Origin of the sequence: Rhodococcus parequi, from assembly GCF_046042785.1 — a bacterium.
GTDB lineage: Bacteria > Actinomycetota > Actinomycetes > Mycobacteriales > Mycobacteriaceae > Prescottella > Prescottella parequi.
In genome coordinates this window covers 457,654-475,016 of record NZ_JBDLNV010000005.1, presented here as the reverse complement: position 1 = coordinate 475,016, position 17,363 = coordinate 457,654, and the positions used below count along the sequence as shown (strand labels likewise).

The 17,363-nt window shown below is 71.3% G+C and carries 14 protein-coding genes; 3 read left to right on the top strand and 11 right to left on the bottom strand.

What is annotated here, in order from left to right:
* Positions 1 to 58: 58 nt before the first annotated feature.
* Entirely contained in the window at positions 59 to 1,147 is a 1,089-nt protein-coding gene (rsgA, locus tag ABEU20_RS16750) for a ribosome small subunit-dependent GTPase A (protein ID WP_420165500.1), read from the top strand.
* A gap of 32 nt (positions 1,148 to 1,179) precedes the next feature.
* Here rsgA and ABEU20_RS16745 read toward each other — a convergent pair whose 3' ends face one another.
* Positions 1,180 to 2,226: a hypothetical protein gene (locus ABEU20_RS16745; RefSeq protein WP_420165499.1), complete on the bottom strand. Its 1,047-nt coding sequence runs from the start codon at positions 2,224 to 2,226 to the stop codon at positions 1,180 to 1,182.
* Positions 2,227 to 2,281: 55 nt separating this feature from the next.
* The gene (locus tag ABEU20_RS16740; protein ID WP_420165498.1) at positions 2,282 to 3,253 is read right to left on the bottom strand and encodes a R2-like ligand-binding oxidase; all 972 of its coding nucleotides are present in this window, start codon (positions 3,251 to 3,253) and stop codon (positions 2,282 to 2,284) included.
* 249 nt (positions 3,254 to 3,502) lie between these two features.
* On the opposite strand from ABEU20_RS16740, the gene ABEU20_RS16735 reads away from it, so the two are divergent.
* Positions 3,503 to 4,306: an acyl-CoA thioesterase domain-containing protein gene (locus tag ABEU20_RS16735; RefSeq protein WP_420165497.1), complete on the top strand. Its 804-nt coding sequence runs from the start codon at positions 3,503 to 3,505 to the stop codon at positions 4,304 to 4,306.
* Here ABEU20_RS16735 and ABEU20_RS16730 read toward each other — a convergent pair.
* The 8 genes from ABEU20_RS16730 to ABEU20_RS16695 form a co-directional block, all read right to left on the bottom strand.
* Positions 4,260 to 4,991 carry a sirohydrochlorin chelatase gene (locus tag ABEU20_RS16730; protein ID WP_420165496.1) on the bottom strand — a complete coding sequence of 244 codons (732 nt, stop codon included), beginning with the start codon at positions 4,989 to 4,991 and terminating at the stop codon, positions 4,260 to 4,262. The two genes, ABEU20_RS16735 and ABEU20_RS16730, sit on opposite strands and share 47 nt — an antisense overlap.
* Positions 4,988 to 6,160 (bottom strand): uroporphyrinogen-III synthase, encoded by a 1,173-nt coding sequence (locus ABEU20_RS16725; protein ID WP_420165495.1) that lies wholly within the window; start codon positions 6,158 to 6,160, stop codon positions 4,988 to 4,990. The genes ABEU20_RS16730 and ABEU20_RS16725 overlap by 4 nt, the downstream gene beginning before the upstream one ends.
* Positions 6,157 to 6,579, bottom strand: coding sequence for a nitrite reductase small subunit NirD (gene nirD, locus ABEU20_RS16720; protein ID WP_420165494.1), 423 nt, complete (start codon positions 6,577 to 6,579; stop codon positions 6,157 to 6,159). The genes ABEU20_RS16725 and nirD overlap by 4 nt, the downstream gene beginning before the upstream one ends.
* 63 nt (positions 6,580 to 6,642) lie before the next feature.
* The gene (nirB, locus tag ABEU20_RS16715) at positions 6,643 to 9,168 is read right to left on the bottom strand and encodes a nitrite reductase large subunit NirB (RefSeq protein ID WP_420165493.1); all 2,526 of its coding nucleotides are present in this window, start codon (positions 9,166 to 9,168) and stop codon (positions 6,643 to 6,645) included.
* Positions 9,165 to 10,652 (bottom strand): FAD-dependent oxidoreductase, encoded by a 1,488-nt coding sequence (locus tag ABEU20_RS16710; protein WP_420165492.1) that lies wholly within the window; start codon positions 10,650 to 10,652, stop codon positions 9,165 to 9,167. Before ABEU20_RS16710 ends, nirB begins: the two co-directional genes overlap by 4 nt.
* Positions 10,649 to 12,769 (bottom strand): molybdopterin oxidoreductase family protein, encoded by a 2,121-nt coding sequence (locus tag ABEU20_RS16705; protein ID WP_420165491.1) that lies wholly within the window; start codon positions 12,767 to 12,769, stop codon positions 10,649 to 10,651. The genes ABEU20_RS16710 and ABEU20_RS16705 overlap by 4 nt, the downstream gene beginning before the upstream one ends.
* Complete coding sequence (locus ABEU20_RS16700; protein WP_420165490.1) at positions 12,766 to 14,214, bottom strand: nitrate/nitrite transporter; 1,449 nt, start codon at positions 14,212 to 14,214, stop codon at positions 12,766 to 12,768. The genes ABEU20_RS16705 and ABEU20_RS16700 overlap by 4 nt, the downstream gene beginning before the upstream one ends.
* 132 nt (positions 14,215 to 14,346) lie before the next feature.
* Positions 14,347 to 15,513, bottom strand: coding sequence for an MFS transporter (locus ABEU20_RS16695; protein ID WP_420165577.1), 1,167 nt, complete (start codon positions 15,511 to 15,513; stop codon positions 14,347 to 14,349).
* 257 nt (positions 15,514 to 15,770) lie between these two features.
* On the opposite strand from ABEU20_RS16695, the gene ABEU20_RS16690 reads away from it, so the two are divergent.
* Positions 15,771 to 16,436, top strand: coding sequence for a FadR/GntR family transcriptional regulator (locus tag ABEU20_RS16690; protein WP_420165489.1), 666 nt, complete (start codon positions 15,771 to 15,773; stop codon positions 16,434 to 16,436).
* 24 nt (positions 16,437 to 16,460) lie between these two features.
* On the opposite strand, the gene ABEU20_RS16685 is transcribed toward ABEU20_RS16690, so the two are convergent.
* Positions 16,461 to 17,315, bottom strand: coding sequence for a TIGR02569 family protein (locus ABEU20_RS16685; protein ID WP_420165488.1), 855 nt, complete (start codon positions 17,313 to 17,315; stop codon positions 16,461 to 16,463).
* Positions 17,316 to 17,363: the final 48 nt, after the last annotated feature.

The window sequence follows — 17,363 nt, the reverse complement described above, 5'->3', positions numbered from 1 at the left end:
CGCGCACCGAGGGTGAAGCGCGTCCTCCGACGGGGCCCGAATCCCGAAGGGGCTCACCATGTCTTTCTCACCATCCCCCAACTCCGCCGCATACGACCTCGCCGCTCTCGGCTGGGACGGCACACTCGCCGAACTGTTCACCGAGTACGGCTCGCGAGGGCTGATCGCCGCCCGCGTCACCCGGGTCGACCGCGGTCTCTGCGACACACTGACCGCGGGTGGCGCGGTGCGCGCCGACAGCACGGCAGTCACCACCGCCGACCCCGAACACACGGTGTGCACCGGAGACTGGGCCGCGCTCGAGCCCGGCCCACAACCGCGACTCGTGGCGCTACTCCCGCGGCGCGGCGTCATCGCACGCGCATCGGTGGATCGAACATCGCACCGCCAGATTCTGGCCGCCAATGTCGACACCCTCGCCGTGGTCGCCTCCCTCGCGGCACCGATCAAACCCGGCCGGATCGAGCGTCTGCTGGCACTGGCCTGGAACGCGGGCGCCACCCCGGTGATCGTCCTGACGAAAGCCGATGTCGCCGAGCGCGATCCGGCAACGACTGCGGCGGACGTCTCCGCGCTGGCAATCGGCGTGGACGTCGTCACCGTCAGTGCTCGCACCGGTGCGGGCATCGACGATCTGGCGCGGCGTCTCCCCGGGACCACCGTGCTGCTCGGGCCCTCCGGCGCCGGGAAGTCCTCGCTCTCCAATGCCCTGCTCGGCGTCGACCGGATGGACACGAACGACGTCCGCGCCGTCGACGGCAAGGGACGGCACACCACCGTGCATCGGGAGCTGTTCCCGCTCCCCGGCGGCGGCGTCCTGATCGACACCCCGGGACTCCGCGGCGTCGGCCTGCACGACGTCGGCGACGGCATCGAGCACGTCTTCGGTGACATCGAGGAGATCGCCCACGGGTGCGGCTTCCGGGATTGCCGGCACCGCAGCGAACCACGATGCGCGGTCCAGGACGCGGTGACCGACGGTCGTCTCGACCTCGACCGGCTCGACCGCTACCGCCGCATGGTGCGCGAGAGCGAGTGGGCGGCATCCCGCGGCGACGTGCGGCAGGCGAGCAAACGCACTGCGGCGGACAAGGCCGTCACCCGCGACATCAAGGCCCTCTATCGCCTCCGCGGCCGCCGCGACTGATACCGGACCGGCGCCGGTTCTGCCGCGATCCGCTATGCCGGCGCCTTCGGCAACCTCTGACGGCGGCCGAGCACGAAGGACCCGTACGCGACCGCCGCAACCACCAGGAGCAGCGCGAGCGCACCGGCGACAAAGACCCACGCCGGAGTTCGGTCGGCGTCGGCGTCCGGGGCGGCCTGCACGGCAGTGTCCGCCTCGGGCGCCTTCGTCTGCGCCGACGGCAGCGCTTTCGACGCGTCCGACACGTTCGTCGAAAGTCCCTGCACCACACCGGTGATCGGCCCCGTGCCGTCGACGAGCTGACCGGTGCCGTCGGCGAGCGCCTTGCCGCCGTCGTCGAGGAGGGCGAGGCCGTCGCTCAGCTGCCGGGCGCCGTCCGCGACCTGTCCCACACCGCTGACGAACTGGGCGGACGGGTCGCTCAGCTCGTACGACAACTGACGAGCGCCGTCCTTCAGCATCCCGAGCTGGGCGAGGGTGTCCGGTCCGAGTCCCTCGGAGTCGAGTTGCGTGACGAGGTCGTTCACGCGTCCGGACGCCGCCTGCGACACCGGATCGGTGGATGCCGACAGCGCTGCCGCCACCTGCCGCAGCGAACCGGTGACCTGCCCCTGCAGGTCCCCGAGCCCGGCGAGCCGGTCCACGACCTCGTCGACGCCGCCACTGATCTGCTGCGCACCGTCGCCGAGTTGTCCGACGCCTCCGCCCAATTGGTCGAGCCCGGCCGACAGCTGCTGTGCCCCGTCCCGGGCCTGGCCGAGTCCCACCGAGAGCTGATTGGCGCCGTCGTCGAGTTGACGGCCCCCGTCCACCAGCTGGTTCACCCCACCGTTGAGCAGCGACAACGGCAAGCTCGTCTGCTGCAGGCTGCGGCGGGCCTGTGCGAGGGCGTCGGCGCCGGTATCGGCGGGAGGACCGGCCTCGAGCGAGGTGTCGGGATCGGCTCCCGCCGGGGAGTCGTCGGCGAACACGGTGAAGTACGACACGGCGCCGACGACGGCGACGACGAGCACGCCGAAGAGCGCGACGACCTGTCGGGTGGAGAGTCTGCGGCGGCGGGGTGTCTCGTGTTCGCTCATAGGACCGCGAACGGTAGCCGCGGCAATTAAGCGATCTCTGAGATGGAGACGCCTCTCACATCGACGACGCCTCCGCCGCGACTTCGGCGATGGCTGCCGCGTCCTCCTCGCCGAACGTCTCCTCGAGTGCCTCGGGCGAGTAGTCCAGGTCGATCTCCTCGACGGGCCTGCCCCGCGCCGATTCGATCGCACCGAGGCGCCGCTGCGCGCGGTCCGCGGCGTAGTCGAGGAAATCCTGCGGGGCGATGCCGAACGGCGGTTCCTCGAACTGGTCGTTGACCCACTGAATCATGTCGAGCGCGTGCGGAAGGAGCTCGCCCATCCGCTGCTGGACGAGGTCCCAGTTGCTGTCGTCGGCGGCCACGTGGCGCCGACACGTGAAGGTTCCCCACGCCATGTGCCGGCGCTCGTCGTCGCCGATGCGTTTGATCAACTCCTGCATGCCCGGGAAGATGCCGCGCTCGGTGCACACGCGCTGCCACGCGTAGTAGCCGGTGAGTGCGAGGCTGCCCTCGATGACGTGGTTGTAGGTGACGCTGGCGCGGATCTGGTTGGCCGGGCTGGGATCGGTCTCGAGGATCCGCAGTGATCGCGGCAGCTCCTCGTAGAACAGCGTGCGGTAGTGCGGGTTCTCCGCGACGAACGGATGCAGGTCACCGTCGAGACCCACCGCGTCCATCCACCGCCGGAAGACCTGGACGTGCTTGGCCTCCTCGAAACAGAACTGCGTCAGATACATCTCGTCGTTGAACCGACCCTCGGCGGCCATCGCCTTCATGAACGGCTGGATGTCCTCCGTGACCGCCTCTTCACCGGCGATGAACTGTGTACACAAATAGGTGGAACTGCGCCTCTCCTCGTCGCTGAGCGAGGCCCAGTCCTCGGCGTCCTGCGTGAAGTCGATGTCCGCCGGATTCCAGAACTTGGCGTTGCCCTTCATGAACAGGCGCAGCGGGAAGGCGTCCCAGTTGAGCCCGCCCTTCCGGAGCGAGCTGAAGCCCTGTCTGTCGACTGATGTCGCGGTCATCCGAAGAACCCTCCTCCCGGCCTGCGCCGACGTCCGCCTCGCACGCTCCGAGCCCCGGACCTGGATCGATCGGTGGGCCGAGCGTGCCCGGTCGCTTCTCACGGTAGTCCGGTTCGGACCCCGTCGTGAGGGTTTCTTGCACACCGGTGCGCAAAGAGCCGACCGGTCCGGCGTCGACACCTGTGTCGCCGATCACGCCCGATGTCGTATGTTCCGGGAAACAGTCGTGACGAAGGAGCAGTCGTGGAGATGACCGAGATCGGATTCCTGCGCCGGGACGGTGACGGATACGCCCCGCTCGACATGGGTATCAGCAAGTGGTCACCCGACATGATCAACGGACCGGCGATCACCGGCATCCTCGCCCGTGCCATCGAGAACAGCCACGGTGCAGAGGGGTTCGTTCCGGCGCGACTGACCGTCGACCTGTTCCGGCCGGCGCGGGCCGAGCTGCTCCACGTCGTCACCCGCAGCGTGCGCGACGGTAACCGGATCCGCGTGGCCGACGCCGAGGTGCTCCAGCACGGCGAGGCCGTCGCCCGCGCGTCGGTCGTCTTCCTGCGCCGCTCGGAGCAGCCCCCGGGCGAGCTCTGGACCCGTCCCGACGCCCCGCAACCGCCGCCGCTGAGCCTCCTGGAACCACTGCAGGCCCCGTCGCATCCGTGGATCGGCAGCGACGGACACCCCGCCGGATGGTCACCGTCGCTGCGCGACCACGAGGGCTCGAGCCGAAAGCGCATGTGGCAGTACCAGATCCCTGTGGTCGCCGGCGAGGATCCGTCCCCGTTCGTGCGCGCCGCAATGGTCGGTGAGACCACCAGTCTCATGACCAACTGGGGCACCGCCGGAATCGGGTTCATCAACGCCGACCTCACACTCGCACTGTCCCGGCTGCCGGAAGGCCCCGAGATCGGCATCGAGGCCGACAATCACCTCAGCGTCGACGGCATCTCCGTCGGCAGCACCACGATGTTCGACCGCCGCGGGCCGATCGGCACGTGCATCGTCAGCGCGCTGTCGAACGCCGAACGGCAACTGGGTTTCCGGCGCTGATCCGTGCCGCTCGCGGACTCGCCAGGAAGAACCGCTCGGCGACCAGGTCGGCAATCGCGTCGTGGGCGCCGAGCGGGTCCGTGACGCCGTCGGCCCCGGCCTGCCCGAGCCTCGTGTGGAACAGACCGGGCGCCAGCAGGTACGACGCGACGAGCACCCGGTGCTCCCCCGCCGCCCGGAGCCGCGCGACGGTCTCCGGCACCGTGGGCGTCCCGGTCGCGATGTAGCCGACCGGGACGTCGCGGCGCACCCGCGCCGACAGCATCGCCGCGGCCCGCCGGACGTCGTGGCGCGCCCGCGGATCCGAGGAGCCCGCCGCGGCCAGCACCACGGCATCGCCGGGTCGCCAACCGGATTCGTGCAGCCGCCGTGCGAGCACCCTCGCCAGGACCGGATGTGGTCCGAGCGCCCGGGTCACAGTGACCCGCTGGTGCCCGCTGTCCACGACGGCGCGGGGAACGTCGGTGTGGACGTGGAACCCGGAGGCCAGGAACGCCGGCACCAGGACCGCCGGACCCCGGAGGTCGCGCAGCACCTCGGTCGGCGACGGCCCCAGCACGTCGACGAACGCGGTGCGCACGCTTCCGACCCGCTCACCGACTGCATCGGCCAGCGCCGCAACGGTTTCGACTCCGACCCTGCTGCGGGTGCCGTGCGCGACCAGCACCAACTCCGCGCCGCTCACGACCCGCTCGCTTCGAGCAATCGGTCGTACTCGGCCGGATCGAGCGCCAGCCGGTATCCCCGCTTGACGACGGTCTGCACCGCCTTGGGCGCACCGAGGTGGCTGCGCAGCCGGGCGATCGCGGTCTCGACGGCGTGCGGATCGCCGCTGCCACCCGGTAACGACGCCAGCAGGTCCGCGCGGGAGACGACCATGCCGGGCCGCTCCGCCAGGCGTCGCACGAGCGCCATCCCGGCGGGCGAGAGCGGCTTGACCTCGCCGTCGACGACGACGCACGTGCCGCGCACGCTCAGTTCGTGCCCGCCCGCCTGCACGTGCGCGTCCCGCCGGGGCAACTCGTCCGCGATGTGCCGCGCCAGCGACCCGAGGCGCGAGCGTTCGGGGGCGGTCGTGGGCACCCCGAGCGCGGTCAGCGGCGCCGCGGTGACGGGACCGACACACGCCGCGAGCACCCGCCCGTCCAGGGCACGGAGCAGTGGCTCGAGAGCACCGATCTGCTTGGCTCGACCCAGGATCGAGGCGACGGCGGGTGCGCTGGTGAAGCTCACCGCGTCCAGTCCGCCGCACCCGACGGACTCGATCAGCCGGTCCACCGCGCCGCAGTCGTCGGGCGGTGTCCACCGGTACACGGGCACCGCGATCACGTCGGCGCCCGCTGCCCGCAGCGCGGCGCAGAAGTCCGGGATCGGTTCCCATTCCGTGGTCGCGCCGTGCAGTTGCACTGCGATCCTTCGGCCCGCGACACCCTCTCCCAGCAGGTGTTCGAGCACCTCCGCCGACGACTCGGAACTCGGCGACCATTCCTCGCGGAGACCCGCCGCCCGGACCGCCCCGGTCGCCTTCGGCCCGCGGGCCAGGATGCGGGCCGACCCCAGTGCGGTCAGCAACTGCTCGCCGACACCCCAGCCCTCGGCCGCGCCCATCCAACCGCGGAAGCCGATCCCGGTGGTCGCGACGATCACCTCCGGCGGATCCGCGACGATCGTCTCGGTCACCCGGGCCAGCTCCGTGTCGTCGGCGAGCGGGATGATCCGGATGGCCGGCGCGTGGACGACGTCCGCACCCCGCCGGACGAGCAGCGTCGCCAGCTCGTCCGCCCGGCGCGACGCCGTGATCCCCACCGTGAATCCGCGCAGTTCGTCACCGCTCGGCCGCCCCCCAGCCGTCACGTCGACCCGACCGGGATCACGCACACCTGCACGACGTCGTCGCCGCGGCCCTCGACCACACGGACCGGGTACACCGGCAGGCGCACCGATTCGTCGTCGAGGCAGCGGCCGTCGACGAGCGAGAACACCTGTTTGAGCAGTGGTGACGCGATCGTGGGTTCGCCGTGCCGATCTCCGACCAGCCCGCGGGACATCACCGCCGCCCGGCCGATCGGGTCGATGTTGCCGACCGCCCGCAGGCTGCCGTCGGCCAGCCGGAACAGCGCTGCCTGGGCGCCGCCGCGCAGGAGCACGGCCACGCCGCGCCCCGGGATCAGATGGCTCCGCGTGCACGCGGACGTCCAGTGCCGTCCCTCCGCCTCGAAGGGCGTCTCGTGGGTGCCGACCTCGCCGGACACCCAGCTCTCCATCACCGTCATCGCAGACCTCCCTGTGCTGTGCTCATTCAAAAGTCGGGTTGTTTCCGCGGCGTTACTCCGCGATTACCGGCTCGAGGAGAGTTCCGAACGGCGTCCCGGAACGTCCGGTATGCCCATCAGGACGGGCACCTTGCGGGTTCCGGAGTCGTCGAACACCACCGTCGGGTCGGGCACGTCGGGGGCGTTGACGAACGACACGAAACGCGACAGCTTGTCCGGATCGTCGAGCACGCCCGCCCACTCGTCGCGGTAGCCGGCGACGTGCCGCACCATCGCCGCCTCGAGTTCGGCGGCGATCCCGAGGCTGTCCTCACACACGACGGACTTCAGGTGGTCGAGCCCGCCCTCGAGGGATTCCACCCACGGCGCGGTGCGCTGCAGCCGGTCGGCGGTGCGCACGTAGAACATGAGGTAGCGGTCGATGTACCGGACGAGCGTCTCGTCGTCGAGGCCGCCGGCGAGCAGTTGCGCGTGCCGGGGCGACTGGCCCCCGTTGCCGCCGACGTACAGGTTCCAGCCGCTGTCGGTGGCGATGACGCCGACGTCCTTGCCGCGGGCCTCCGCGCACTCGCGCGCACACCCCGACACCCCGAACTTGATCTTGTGCGGTGCCCGCAGGCCGCGGTACCGGTTCTCGAGCCGCACCGCCATGCCCACCGAGTCCTGCACGCCGTACCGGCACCACGTGGATCCGACACAGCTCTTCACGGTGCGCAGCGACTTCCCGTAGGCCTGACCGGATTCCATGCCGACGTCCACCAGCCGCCGCCAGATCTCCGGCAGCTGCTCGACGCGGGCGCCGAACAGGTCGATCCGCTGGCCGCCGGTGACCTTGAGATAGAGACCGAAGTCGCGGGCGATCTCCCCGATCGTGATGAGCTGTTCGGGTGTGCATTCGCCACCGGGCATCCGCGGCACCACCGAATAGGTGCCGTTGCGCTGGATGTTGGCGAGAAAGTGGTCGTTGGTGTCCTGCAGCGACGCCTGCTCGCCGTCGAGCACGTGGTCCGACGACGTGGACGCGAGGATCGATGCGACGACGGGTTTGCAGATGTCGCAGCCGGTTCCACTGCCGTACTGCGCGATCAGGCCCGAGAAGGTGCGGGTCCCGGTGGCCCGCACGATCTCGAACAGCTCGGCACGGGACTGGGTGAAGTGCTCGCACAGCGCCTTCGACAGTTCCACGCCCGACGACGCGAGCAGCGCCTTGACGGTCGGCAGGCAACCGCCGCACGTGGTGCCCGCGTCGGTGCAGGACTTGACCGAGGCGAGGTCGCACGCGCCGTCGGCGATCGCCGCGCAGATCTCGCCCTTGGTGACGGCGTTGCACGAGCACACCTGGGCGTCGTCGGGCAGCGCACCGGCGCCGGGCTTCTCGCCGGCCGGGGAGATCAGTGCCGCCGGATCCCCGGGCAGTTCCCGTCCGACGAGCGGACGCAGCGACCCGTACGCGCTCGCATCGCCGACGAGGATTCCGCCGAGCAGCGTCCTCGCGTCGTCGGAGACCACGAGCTTCGCGTACGTGCCCTTTGCGGCATCACTGAGCACCACCTCCAGAGCGCCGGGGGTGGTGGCCTGCACGTCGCCGAAGCTCGCGACGTCCACGCCGAGCAGCTTGAGCTTGGTGGACAGGTCGGCCCCCGGGAACACGGCGTCCCCGCCGAGCAGCCGGTCCGCGACCACCTCGGCCGTGGTGTACCCGGGGGCGACGAGCCCGTAGCAGCGGCCCTCGACCGCGGCGCATTCGCCCACCGCGAACACCGCGGGATCGGAGGTGACACAACCGCTGTCGGTGAGGATGCCGCCGCGCTCGGCGACGTCGAGCCCGGCATCGCGGGCCAGTTGGTCGCGGGGGCGGATACCCGCCGAGAAGACCAGCAGGGCCGCGTCGATCACCGCACCGTCGGACAGCTCGACACGCACCCCGGCCGGTCCGTCGGTGATGGACGCGATACCGGTGCCGGTGTGCAGCGCGAGCCCGAGGTCGGTGACCAGCCGGGCCAGCACGGCGCCGCCACCCTCGTCGACCTGCAGCGGCATCAACCGGGCATTGTGTTCGACCACATGCGGCGTCATACCCAACTGTCGCAACGCGTTCGCGGCCTCGAGCCCCAGCAGCCCGCCGCCGACCACGACACCGGCCGCGCCGGGCCGGGCAGCCTCGGCGCGCGCCCGGATCCCGTCCAGATCGGAGGGGGTGCGGTAGACGAAGCACAGGTCGTGCTCGTGACCGGGGACCGGCGGCACGAACGGGTACGACCCGGTGGCGAGGACGAGCGCGTCGTAGGGCAGCGTCTCTCCTGCCGACGTCGTCACGGTGCGAGCGGCCCGGTCGATCGCCTCGGCCCGCACACCCACCCGCAGATCGACGGCATCGTCTCCACCGAAGTCGTTGCCCGCCAAGGCGAGTTCCCGTACATCCCACGCGCCGACATACGACGACAGCGCCACCCGGTCGTACGCGGGTACGTCCTCCTCGCACAGCACCGTCACACTCCAGGTATCGGCGTCGTCGCGCGCCCGCAGCGCCTCGACGAATCGGTGCCCCACCATGCCGTGTCCGATCACGATCGCGGTCCGTCCGTTCATGCCGCACCTTCCTTCCGGGCCGGTTGTGTTGTGTCTTCGTCGTGCTCGTTCTGGGGATCGGTGGTCCGCAGCCACTCGCAGATCCCTTCCACCGTGGAACCGCAGCCGCCACAGCCCGTCGTCGCCCGGGTCGCCGTCGCGAGCGCCGCGACCGACCGCGCCCCGGCCCGCCACGCGCCCGTGAGGCTCGACTTGGTGACCGAGTTGCAACGACAGATCACGGCACTGCCCGGCATGCCGGCGGGGCTGACGGATTCCACCGACGTCCCGGGTCGACCGGTCAGCAGCGCCATCCGGTCGTGCGGCACCGGCAGTTTCGCGTCGAACATCTGCGTGACGGTTCCGACGACGTCGGGCGACCCGAGCAGCACCGCGCCGACGATCCGCTCGTCGGCCACGACCAACTTGGCGTAGCGACCCCGGGCCGGGTCGGCGACGGTGAGAACCTCGTGCTCGCCGTCGTGCAGGTCCGCACCGACATCACCCATCGACGCGAGATCGATGTCATGTGCCTTGAGCCGGGTGACCGGCGGAGTGCCGTGGTACTCGGCGGCCGCGTCGGCGCCGGTGATCCGATCGGCGACCACCTCCGCCTGCTCCCAGCCCGGCTGCACCAGCCCGTACACCTCGCCGCGGTGCTGCGCGCACTCCCCGATCGCCCACACGTGCGGGACGTCGGTGTGCAGCGCGTCGTCGACGACGATGCCGTGCTCCACCGTGGCACCGACGGCCGCCGCGAGTTCGGTCGCCGGCCGGATACCCGCCGTGAACACCACCAGATCCGCGGGCAGTTCGGTGCCGTCACCGAGCACCAGCGTGCGGCCGGTGTGGTCGCGGCGCAGGGCGACCGCTCGACGCCCCAGCAGCACCTGCACTCCCAGGCCGGTCAGGACCCGGGTGAGGACCCGGCCGCCGCCGTCGTCCAGTTGCCGTTCCATCGGCACCGCCTTGGGGTGCACGACCGTGACGTCCGCGCCGCGCAGCAGCAGCCCACGGGCCGCCTCGAGCCCGAGCAGTCCGCCGCCCAGCACGACGGCGCGGCGGCCCCGCCCCGCGGCCTCGGCGATGCGCTCGCAGTCCTCCACGGTCCGGAAGGCGACGACATGCGTGTCGTCGGCCGCCATCCCCTCGATGCGCGGCACGAACGGGACACTGCCCGTCGCGAGCACCAACTCGTCGTACCCGAGGGCCGTGCCGTCGTCGCCGTGCACGGTTCGCGTCGCGGTGTCGATCCCGGTCACCCGCACCCCGACGCGGACGTCGACGCCGTTGCGGGCCCACCAGTCGTCCGGCCGCAACCGGGTGTCGCGGGCGGTGATGCTGCCCGCCAACACATTCGACAGCAGGATCCGGTTATAGGCGGCCCGCGGCTCCGCGCCGAACACCACGATCCCGAGCCGGGCCGGATCACGTTCGCGACGCCGCAGCTCCTCCGCCAACCGGGCGCCGGCCATGCCGTTGCCCACGATCACCACGCGCGTCACGGCGTCACCGCCCGGGCCGGCTCGATCCGCACCGCACACACCTTGAACTCCGGCATGCGGCTCGTCGGATCGAGCGCCGGGTTGGTGAGCAGGTTGGCGCGCGCGTCGCCCGCGAAGTGGAACGGCAGGAACACCGTGTCCAGACGCATCGAGTCGTCGCACCGCACCGCGACGGACACTCGGCCGCGGCGCCCGACGACCACCGCGTCGTCCCCGTCGCACACACCCGCCCGCACCGCGGTGTCGGAATGGAGCTGGACGAACATCGGCCCGGCCGCGGTCGTCAGCTCGCCGACCCGTCGGGTCTGCGCACCCGACTGGTAGTGCGCCAGAACGCGTCCGGTGGTCGCGACGAGCGGGAAGTCGGCATCCGGTTCCTCCGCGGGCCCGCGATGCTCGACGACCGTGAACCGGGCGCGGCCGTCGTCCGTCCCGAACCGGTCGAGGAACAGCCGCGGCGTCCCGGGATGGTCGACGTCGGGGCACGGCCAGTGCAGCGTCTCCCCCGCGTCGAGCCGGTCGTACGTGACGCCCGCGTAATCGGCCACCCCGCCCGCGGACGCCGCGCGCAGTTCGTCGAACACCACGCGCGGCTCGACCGGGAACCGGTGCTCGGGCTGACCGAGCCGAACAGCCAAGTCCCGCAGCACCTCGAGCTCGCCGCGCGCGCCGTCGGGCGGAGTCGTGGCCCGGCGGCGACGCAGCACGCGCCCCTCGAGGCTCGTCATCGTGCCCTCCTCCTCGGCCCACTGCAGGACCGGCAGCACGACGTCGGCCATCGCGGCGGTCTCCGACAGCAGGAAGTCGCACACCACCAGCAGGTCGAGGGAGAGCAACCGGTCGACGACGTGCCCGGCCCGCGGCGCCGACACCGCGAGGTTGGCCCCGTGGACCATCAGCGCGCGGGGACCGTCGCCCCGGCCGAGCGCGTCGAGCAGTTCGTACGCGCTGCGACCGGGCCCGGGCAGGTCCGCCGGGTCGATACCCCACACGTGTGCAACGTGCTCGCGCGCAACGGGATCGGTGATCTTGCGGTATCCGGGCAGCTGGTCGGCCTTCTGCCCGTGCTCGCGGCCGCCCTGACCGTTCCCCTGACCGGTGACCGGCCCGTAGCCGCTGCCCCGCCGTCCGGGCAGTCCCAGCGCGAGCGCCAGGGCGATCCACGCCGAGACGGTGTCGGTGCCGGTCGCGTGCTGCTCGGCGCCGCGGGCGGTGAGCACGTAGGCGCCGGTGTCGGCCCGGCGCGACCGCGACAGGATCTCCACCGCACGCCGCAGCGCCGCGACCGGCACCCCGGTGACGCGTTCGGTGCGCTCGGGCCACCACTGCGCGGCCGCGAGCCACGCGTCGTCGAAGCCGGACGTGCGGGCCTCGATGTACTCGCGGTCGAGGTGGCCCTCGGTGACGGCGAGGTGCACCATCCCCAGCGCGAGCGGCAGATCCGTGCCGGGCGCGAGCTGCAGATGCAGGCCGCCGCCGGCCAGGGCCCGGTCCGCGGTCGCGGTACGGCGCGGGTCGGCGACGATCAGCCCGCCGGCGTCGGCCGCGGCCGTCAGGTGCCCGACGAGCGGCGGCATCGTCTCGGCGACGTTGCCCCCGACCAGCAGGATCGCCTTCGCCGACGTCAGATCCGACACCGGGAACGGCAGCCCCCGATCGAGGCCGAAGGCGCGGATCCCCGCCGCGGCCGCCGACGACATACAGAAGCGCCCGTTGTAGTCGATGTTCGACGTGCCGAGCGCGACGCGCGCGAACTTGCCGAGCATGTACGCCTTCTCGTTGGTGAGCCCGCCGCCGCCGAAGATTCCCACCGCGTCACGTCCCCCGGCCGCCTGCGCGGCGCGGAAGCCGTCGGCGACCCGGTCGAGGGCGTCGTCCCACGACGCCGGCCGCAGTCGCCCACCGGCTCGGACCAGCGGGGTGGTGAGCCGGTCCGGGTGTCGCAGCAGTTCGGCACTCGTCCATCCCTTCTGGCACAGGCCGCCGCGGTTGGTCGGGAACTGCCGGGCCGTGACGGTCACCCCGGCCGCGCCGGCGGGAGTGAGCGTCATCGCGCACTGCAGGCCGCAGTAGGGGCAGTGCGTATCGATCCGTCCGGCGACGGCGGGCGCGGTCACGGCGTCACCGCGATCGGCTGTCCGGCAACCTCGTTCGGCACCGTCGTGCGTCGCACGAACACGATCCAGGTGACCACCGCGCACACGACGTAGAAGCCGAGGAACACCCAGAACGCCATGGTCGCCGACTTGGCCGGGCTGCTGTACGAGGCCCGCAGCACGAGGTTGATCCCGACGCCGCCGAGACCGCCGATCGCGCCGGCGAACCCGATGAGCGCACCGGACATGTTGCGCGACCACGCGGCCCGGCCCGCCGCATCCAGGCCGCCGAGCGAACGGGACCGGGTCTCGAAGATCGACGGGATCATCTTGTACACCGAGCCGTTCCCGATGCCGGACAGCACGAACAGCGCGACGAACCCGATCACCAGTGCTGTCATGGTGGCACCGGTCGCGGCCCCGGGGGTGGAGTCGTCCGCGGCGCCGGCCGCGACCAGCACCGCGGCCGCGAGCACCATCGCCGCGAACGTCCACAGCGTGATCCGCCCACCTCCGACGCGGTCGGCGAGCCGGCCGCCGAGTGGACGGGCGATCGATCCCAGCAGCGGGCCCACGAACGCGATCTGCGCGGCGTGCAGCGCGGCCTGCGCCGGAGTGTCGCCGCCGGCCAGGAAGTTGATCTGCAGCACCTGGCCGAACGCGAAGCTGAACCCGATGAACGACCCGAATGTGCCGACGTACAGGAAGCTGACGATCCACGAGTCCCGCACCCGCAGCGCCTCGAGCATCGAGCGGAGGTCGGCCTTCTGGCCCGCGAGATTGTCCATGAACAGCGCCGCGCCGACCGCGGCGACACCGATGAGCACGAGGTAGACCGCGCACACCAGATACGGCGCGGTGTTGCCGACCGTCGCGATCACGAGCAGGCCCACCAGCTGGATGACGGGTACCCCGATGTTGCCGCCGCCCGCGTTGAGCCCGAGTGCCCACCCCTTGAGCCGCTGCGGGTAGAAGGCGTTGATGTTCGCCATCGACGACGCGAAGTTGCCGCCGCCGACACCCGCGGTGGCCGCGACCAGCAGGAACGTCGTGTACGACGTGCCCGGGTGCATCACGAACCACAGCGTCAGCAGCGTCGGGACCAACAGCACCAGCGCACTGAAGATCGTCCAGTTACGCCCCCCGAACCGGGCCGTCGCCACCGTGTACGGGATGCGGAGGAGCGATCCGACGAGGGTCGGGACGGCCACGAGGAAGAACTTTCCGGCGGCGTCGATGCCGAACACGTCGGTCGGCATGAACAGCACCATCACCGACCAGATCGACCAGATCGAGAAGCCGACGTGCTCGGCGACCACCGACCACACGAGATTGCGTCGGGCGATCGCCTTGCCACCGGCTTCCCAGGCGGCGACGTCCTCGGCGTCCCAGTGCTCGATGCGGTGCCCGCGCACCACGGGTGCGTCGGCGGACGGTGCTGTGGGCCGATCGGAGAGAGTGGTCACCTGAGCCTCCTACCTGTGTGGGAAACCCCAAGGTAGGAGGCCGGTGTTGCGTCGGTGCTGCGCCCGGTGACCCGTCCGTCAACTCTCGCTCACGATCGCGCGTCCGGTCGGTGAGGTCGACGGACGCCCAGGTCAGGCGGCCTTCGCGCCCCAGCTGTCCTCGAGCATGCGCGGCTTGCACGCCGCCCACGCGGAGATCAGGACCACGACGACGGCGACGCCGAGCAGCGCGAACGGCGCACCCCAACCGCCCGTCGACTCGTGCAGCACGCCGAACAGCAGCGGGCCGATGCACGCGACGGTGTAGCCGATGCCCTGCGTGAATCCGGACAGTGCCGCGGACCCGGTGTGCGTGCGGGTGCGCAGGTTGATCAGTGTCAGCGACATCGGGAACGTGCTCGGGCCCAGGCCGATCACGACGACCCACAGGATCGGCGCCGCCATCGGAGCGAGGAACAGTCCGGTGAAGCCGATCGCGTAGGCGAGCGCGCAGCCCACCACGATCGGGAACGGGTTGCGCATCCGGGCGCAGACGCTCGGTGCCGCGAACGCCGCGATCAGCCCCATGAACGAGAAGAGCGCAACCATGCTGCCGCCGAACGACTCGCTCGCCCCGGCCTCGGTGAGGATCTTCGGGATCCACGTGAACATCGAGTACGTGATGAGCGACGTCATGCCGAACATGCCGGCCATCCCCCAGCCGACCGGCGAACGCCACGGGCGCCCGGGCGCGTGCGACTCGGCCGGCAGCGCCGCAGCGGCAGTGGTGCCGCCGACCTGCTTACGCCCGCGAGCGAGGATCATCAGCCACGGCGCGGCGGCCGCGAACCCCACCAGCGACCACACGCCGATCGAGATCCGCCAGTCGAACGCGTCCGCGAGCGGCACCGCGACCGTGGCGGGCAGGATCGTGCCGATCTGCACACCCGTGATGTAGACCGAACTCATGAGCGCCAACCGGTCGCCGAAGTACCGCTTGACCAGCGGCGGGATCACGACGTTGCCGATACCCATGCCGCCGAGGGCGAGTGCCGACAACGCCAACAGCGACCACGTGTCCGACACCATCGCGCGGGTCAGCATCCCGACGCCGGCCATCATCATGCCGAGCAGAGCGGTCCACTCGAGCCCGAGTCGGCGCGCGATGGCCGGAGTGAGGAGCCCGAACACCGCGAACATCGCGGTCGGCACCATGCCGAAGACGCCGACGACGGTGGACGAGAAGCCCAGTTCCGCGCCGATCTGGTCGGCGAGGGGGGTGAACGAGGTGACCGCCGTGCGCAGCACCAGCGCCGACATCGCGATCGCGGCGAACACCAGTACCCGGCCTGCCAGGAGCGGTTGTGGCCCACGCGGGGCCTGGGCGGTGGAACCCGCGGAGCGGGAACTGCCTGCAGGCGCGGTCATGTACTGCCTCGTTCCGTGATCGATCGGAGAAGAATCGGGAGCGCACCCGCCGGAGGGCTTTGGCACTCGACCCGATAAATCATAGGATGACCGGACGAAAGCTGGCAAAGCATAATTCGTGTGACCCCCGTCTACCCGCAGGAGCGCCGTTGCAACCCGTCCGCCGCAGCACCCTGATCAACCAGGTGACCGACCAGCTCCGGGAAGAGATCCGATCCGGCAACTGGCCGGTCGGCTCCCGCATCCCCACCGAGCCCGAGCTCTCCGAACTCACCGGGACCGGACGCAACACCGTCCGCGAGGCCGTCCAGGCACTCGTCCACACCGGGCTGCTCGAGCGTCGGCAGGGATCGGGCACGTTCGTGCTGGCGGCGTCCGAGGTGAGCGGCACGCTCGGCCAGTACTTCGCCGGCGCGCACGAACGCGACGTCCTGGAACTGCGGCAGTCGCTGGACGTGACCGCCGCGGGACTGGCCGCCCGCCGCCGCGACGACGCCGACATCGAGAACCTGCGCGCCCTGCTCGCGGCACGAATCGACGCCTGGCACGGCAGCGATCTGCGAGCGGCCATCGCCGCCGACATCGCACTGCACCGCGGGATCGTCGCCGCCAGTCACAACCGGGTGTACCTGGAGTTCTACGACTCGCTGCTGCCCGCGATCGAGGAGACCGTCTTCAAGCATGCATCCGCGACCGGGGCGGGCTTCCACGACGAGCACAGCGCGTTGGTCGAGGCGGTCGTCGACGGCGACAGCGAGCGAGCCGTCGCTGCGGCGCGCTGCTTCTTCGACGAACTCCTCGCGGGCTACGCGTAGGCCGACGCGGTAGCAGTACGCCGGCTAGAGAATCAGCCGCACCAGGTCCGCGGTCCGCAGCAACCCGGGCAGCGCGTCCGGCGTGGAGCGCGGATGCAGCGTGTGAACCGAGAGCCGGAAGAGCAACGCCCGCAACAACATCTGCGGCCACTCGGGCAGGTCTTCCCAACGCGCGATCAGGCCCTCGTCGGCGCCGCCCCACGACAGCGCGTCCACGACGACCACCCCGGCGGCCCACGCGGCCGGCCGCCAGTACGGGGTGATGTCGGTGACGCCCGGCGCGACGGCGCCGTCGAACAGAACGGTGCCGAACAGGTCTCCGTGCACCAACTGGTCCGGGGACCGCACCGGCTTGCGCAGGGTCGCGAGCTGGCCGATCACGTCGACGCTGCGCTTGGCGTCGGGCGTCAGGTCTTCGAGCGCCCCGGCCGCACGCGCGGTCCGCAGCGGGACGGTCTCCCACGCGGCCCGGTCCGCGGCGACGAAGACGTCGACGTCGGCCCACGGCGCCACCGGCGGCTGGGCCAGGAATCGCGGACGCTCGAGCTGCGCGGTCGCGGCGTGCAGGCGCAGCGACAACGACACGACCTCGTCGTGCCGCGGTTCCGAGGAACCTTCCAGGAACGTGTCGGCGCGCCAACCGGAGACGACGTAGCGGCCGTCCGTCGCCCGCACCGGACGGGCCAGCCGCACCGCGTCCACCGCGAGTGTCTCGCGCACCTTCGCGGACCACGCCGCACGCGCATGATCGGCAACGGCCGACAGCACGACGTCACCGCAGCGCCAGCCGCCGTCCCAGTCGGCGCCCAACGCGACCGGCTCGACCTCGCGGAGGCCGAACGTCGAACAGACGTGCTGGGGCGGTTGCGTAGAGCTCACGGCCGTCAGGCTACCGCTGCAGACCGTCCGTTTCGGTGAGGCTCTCCG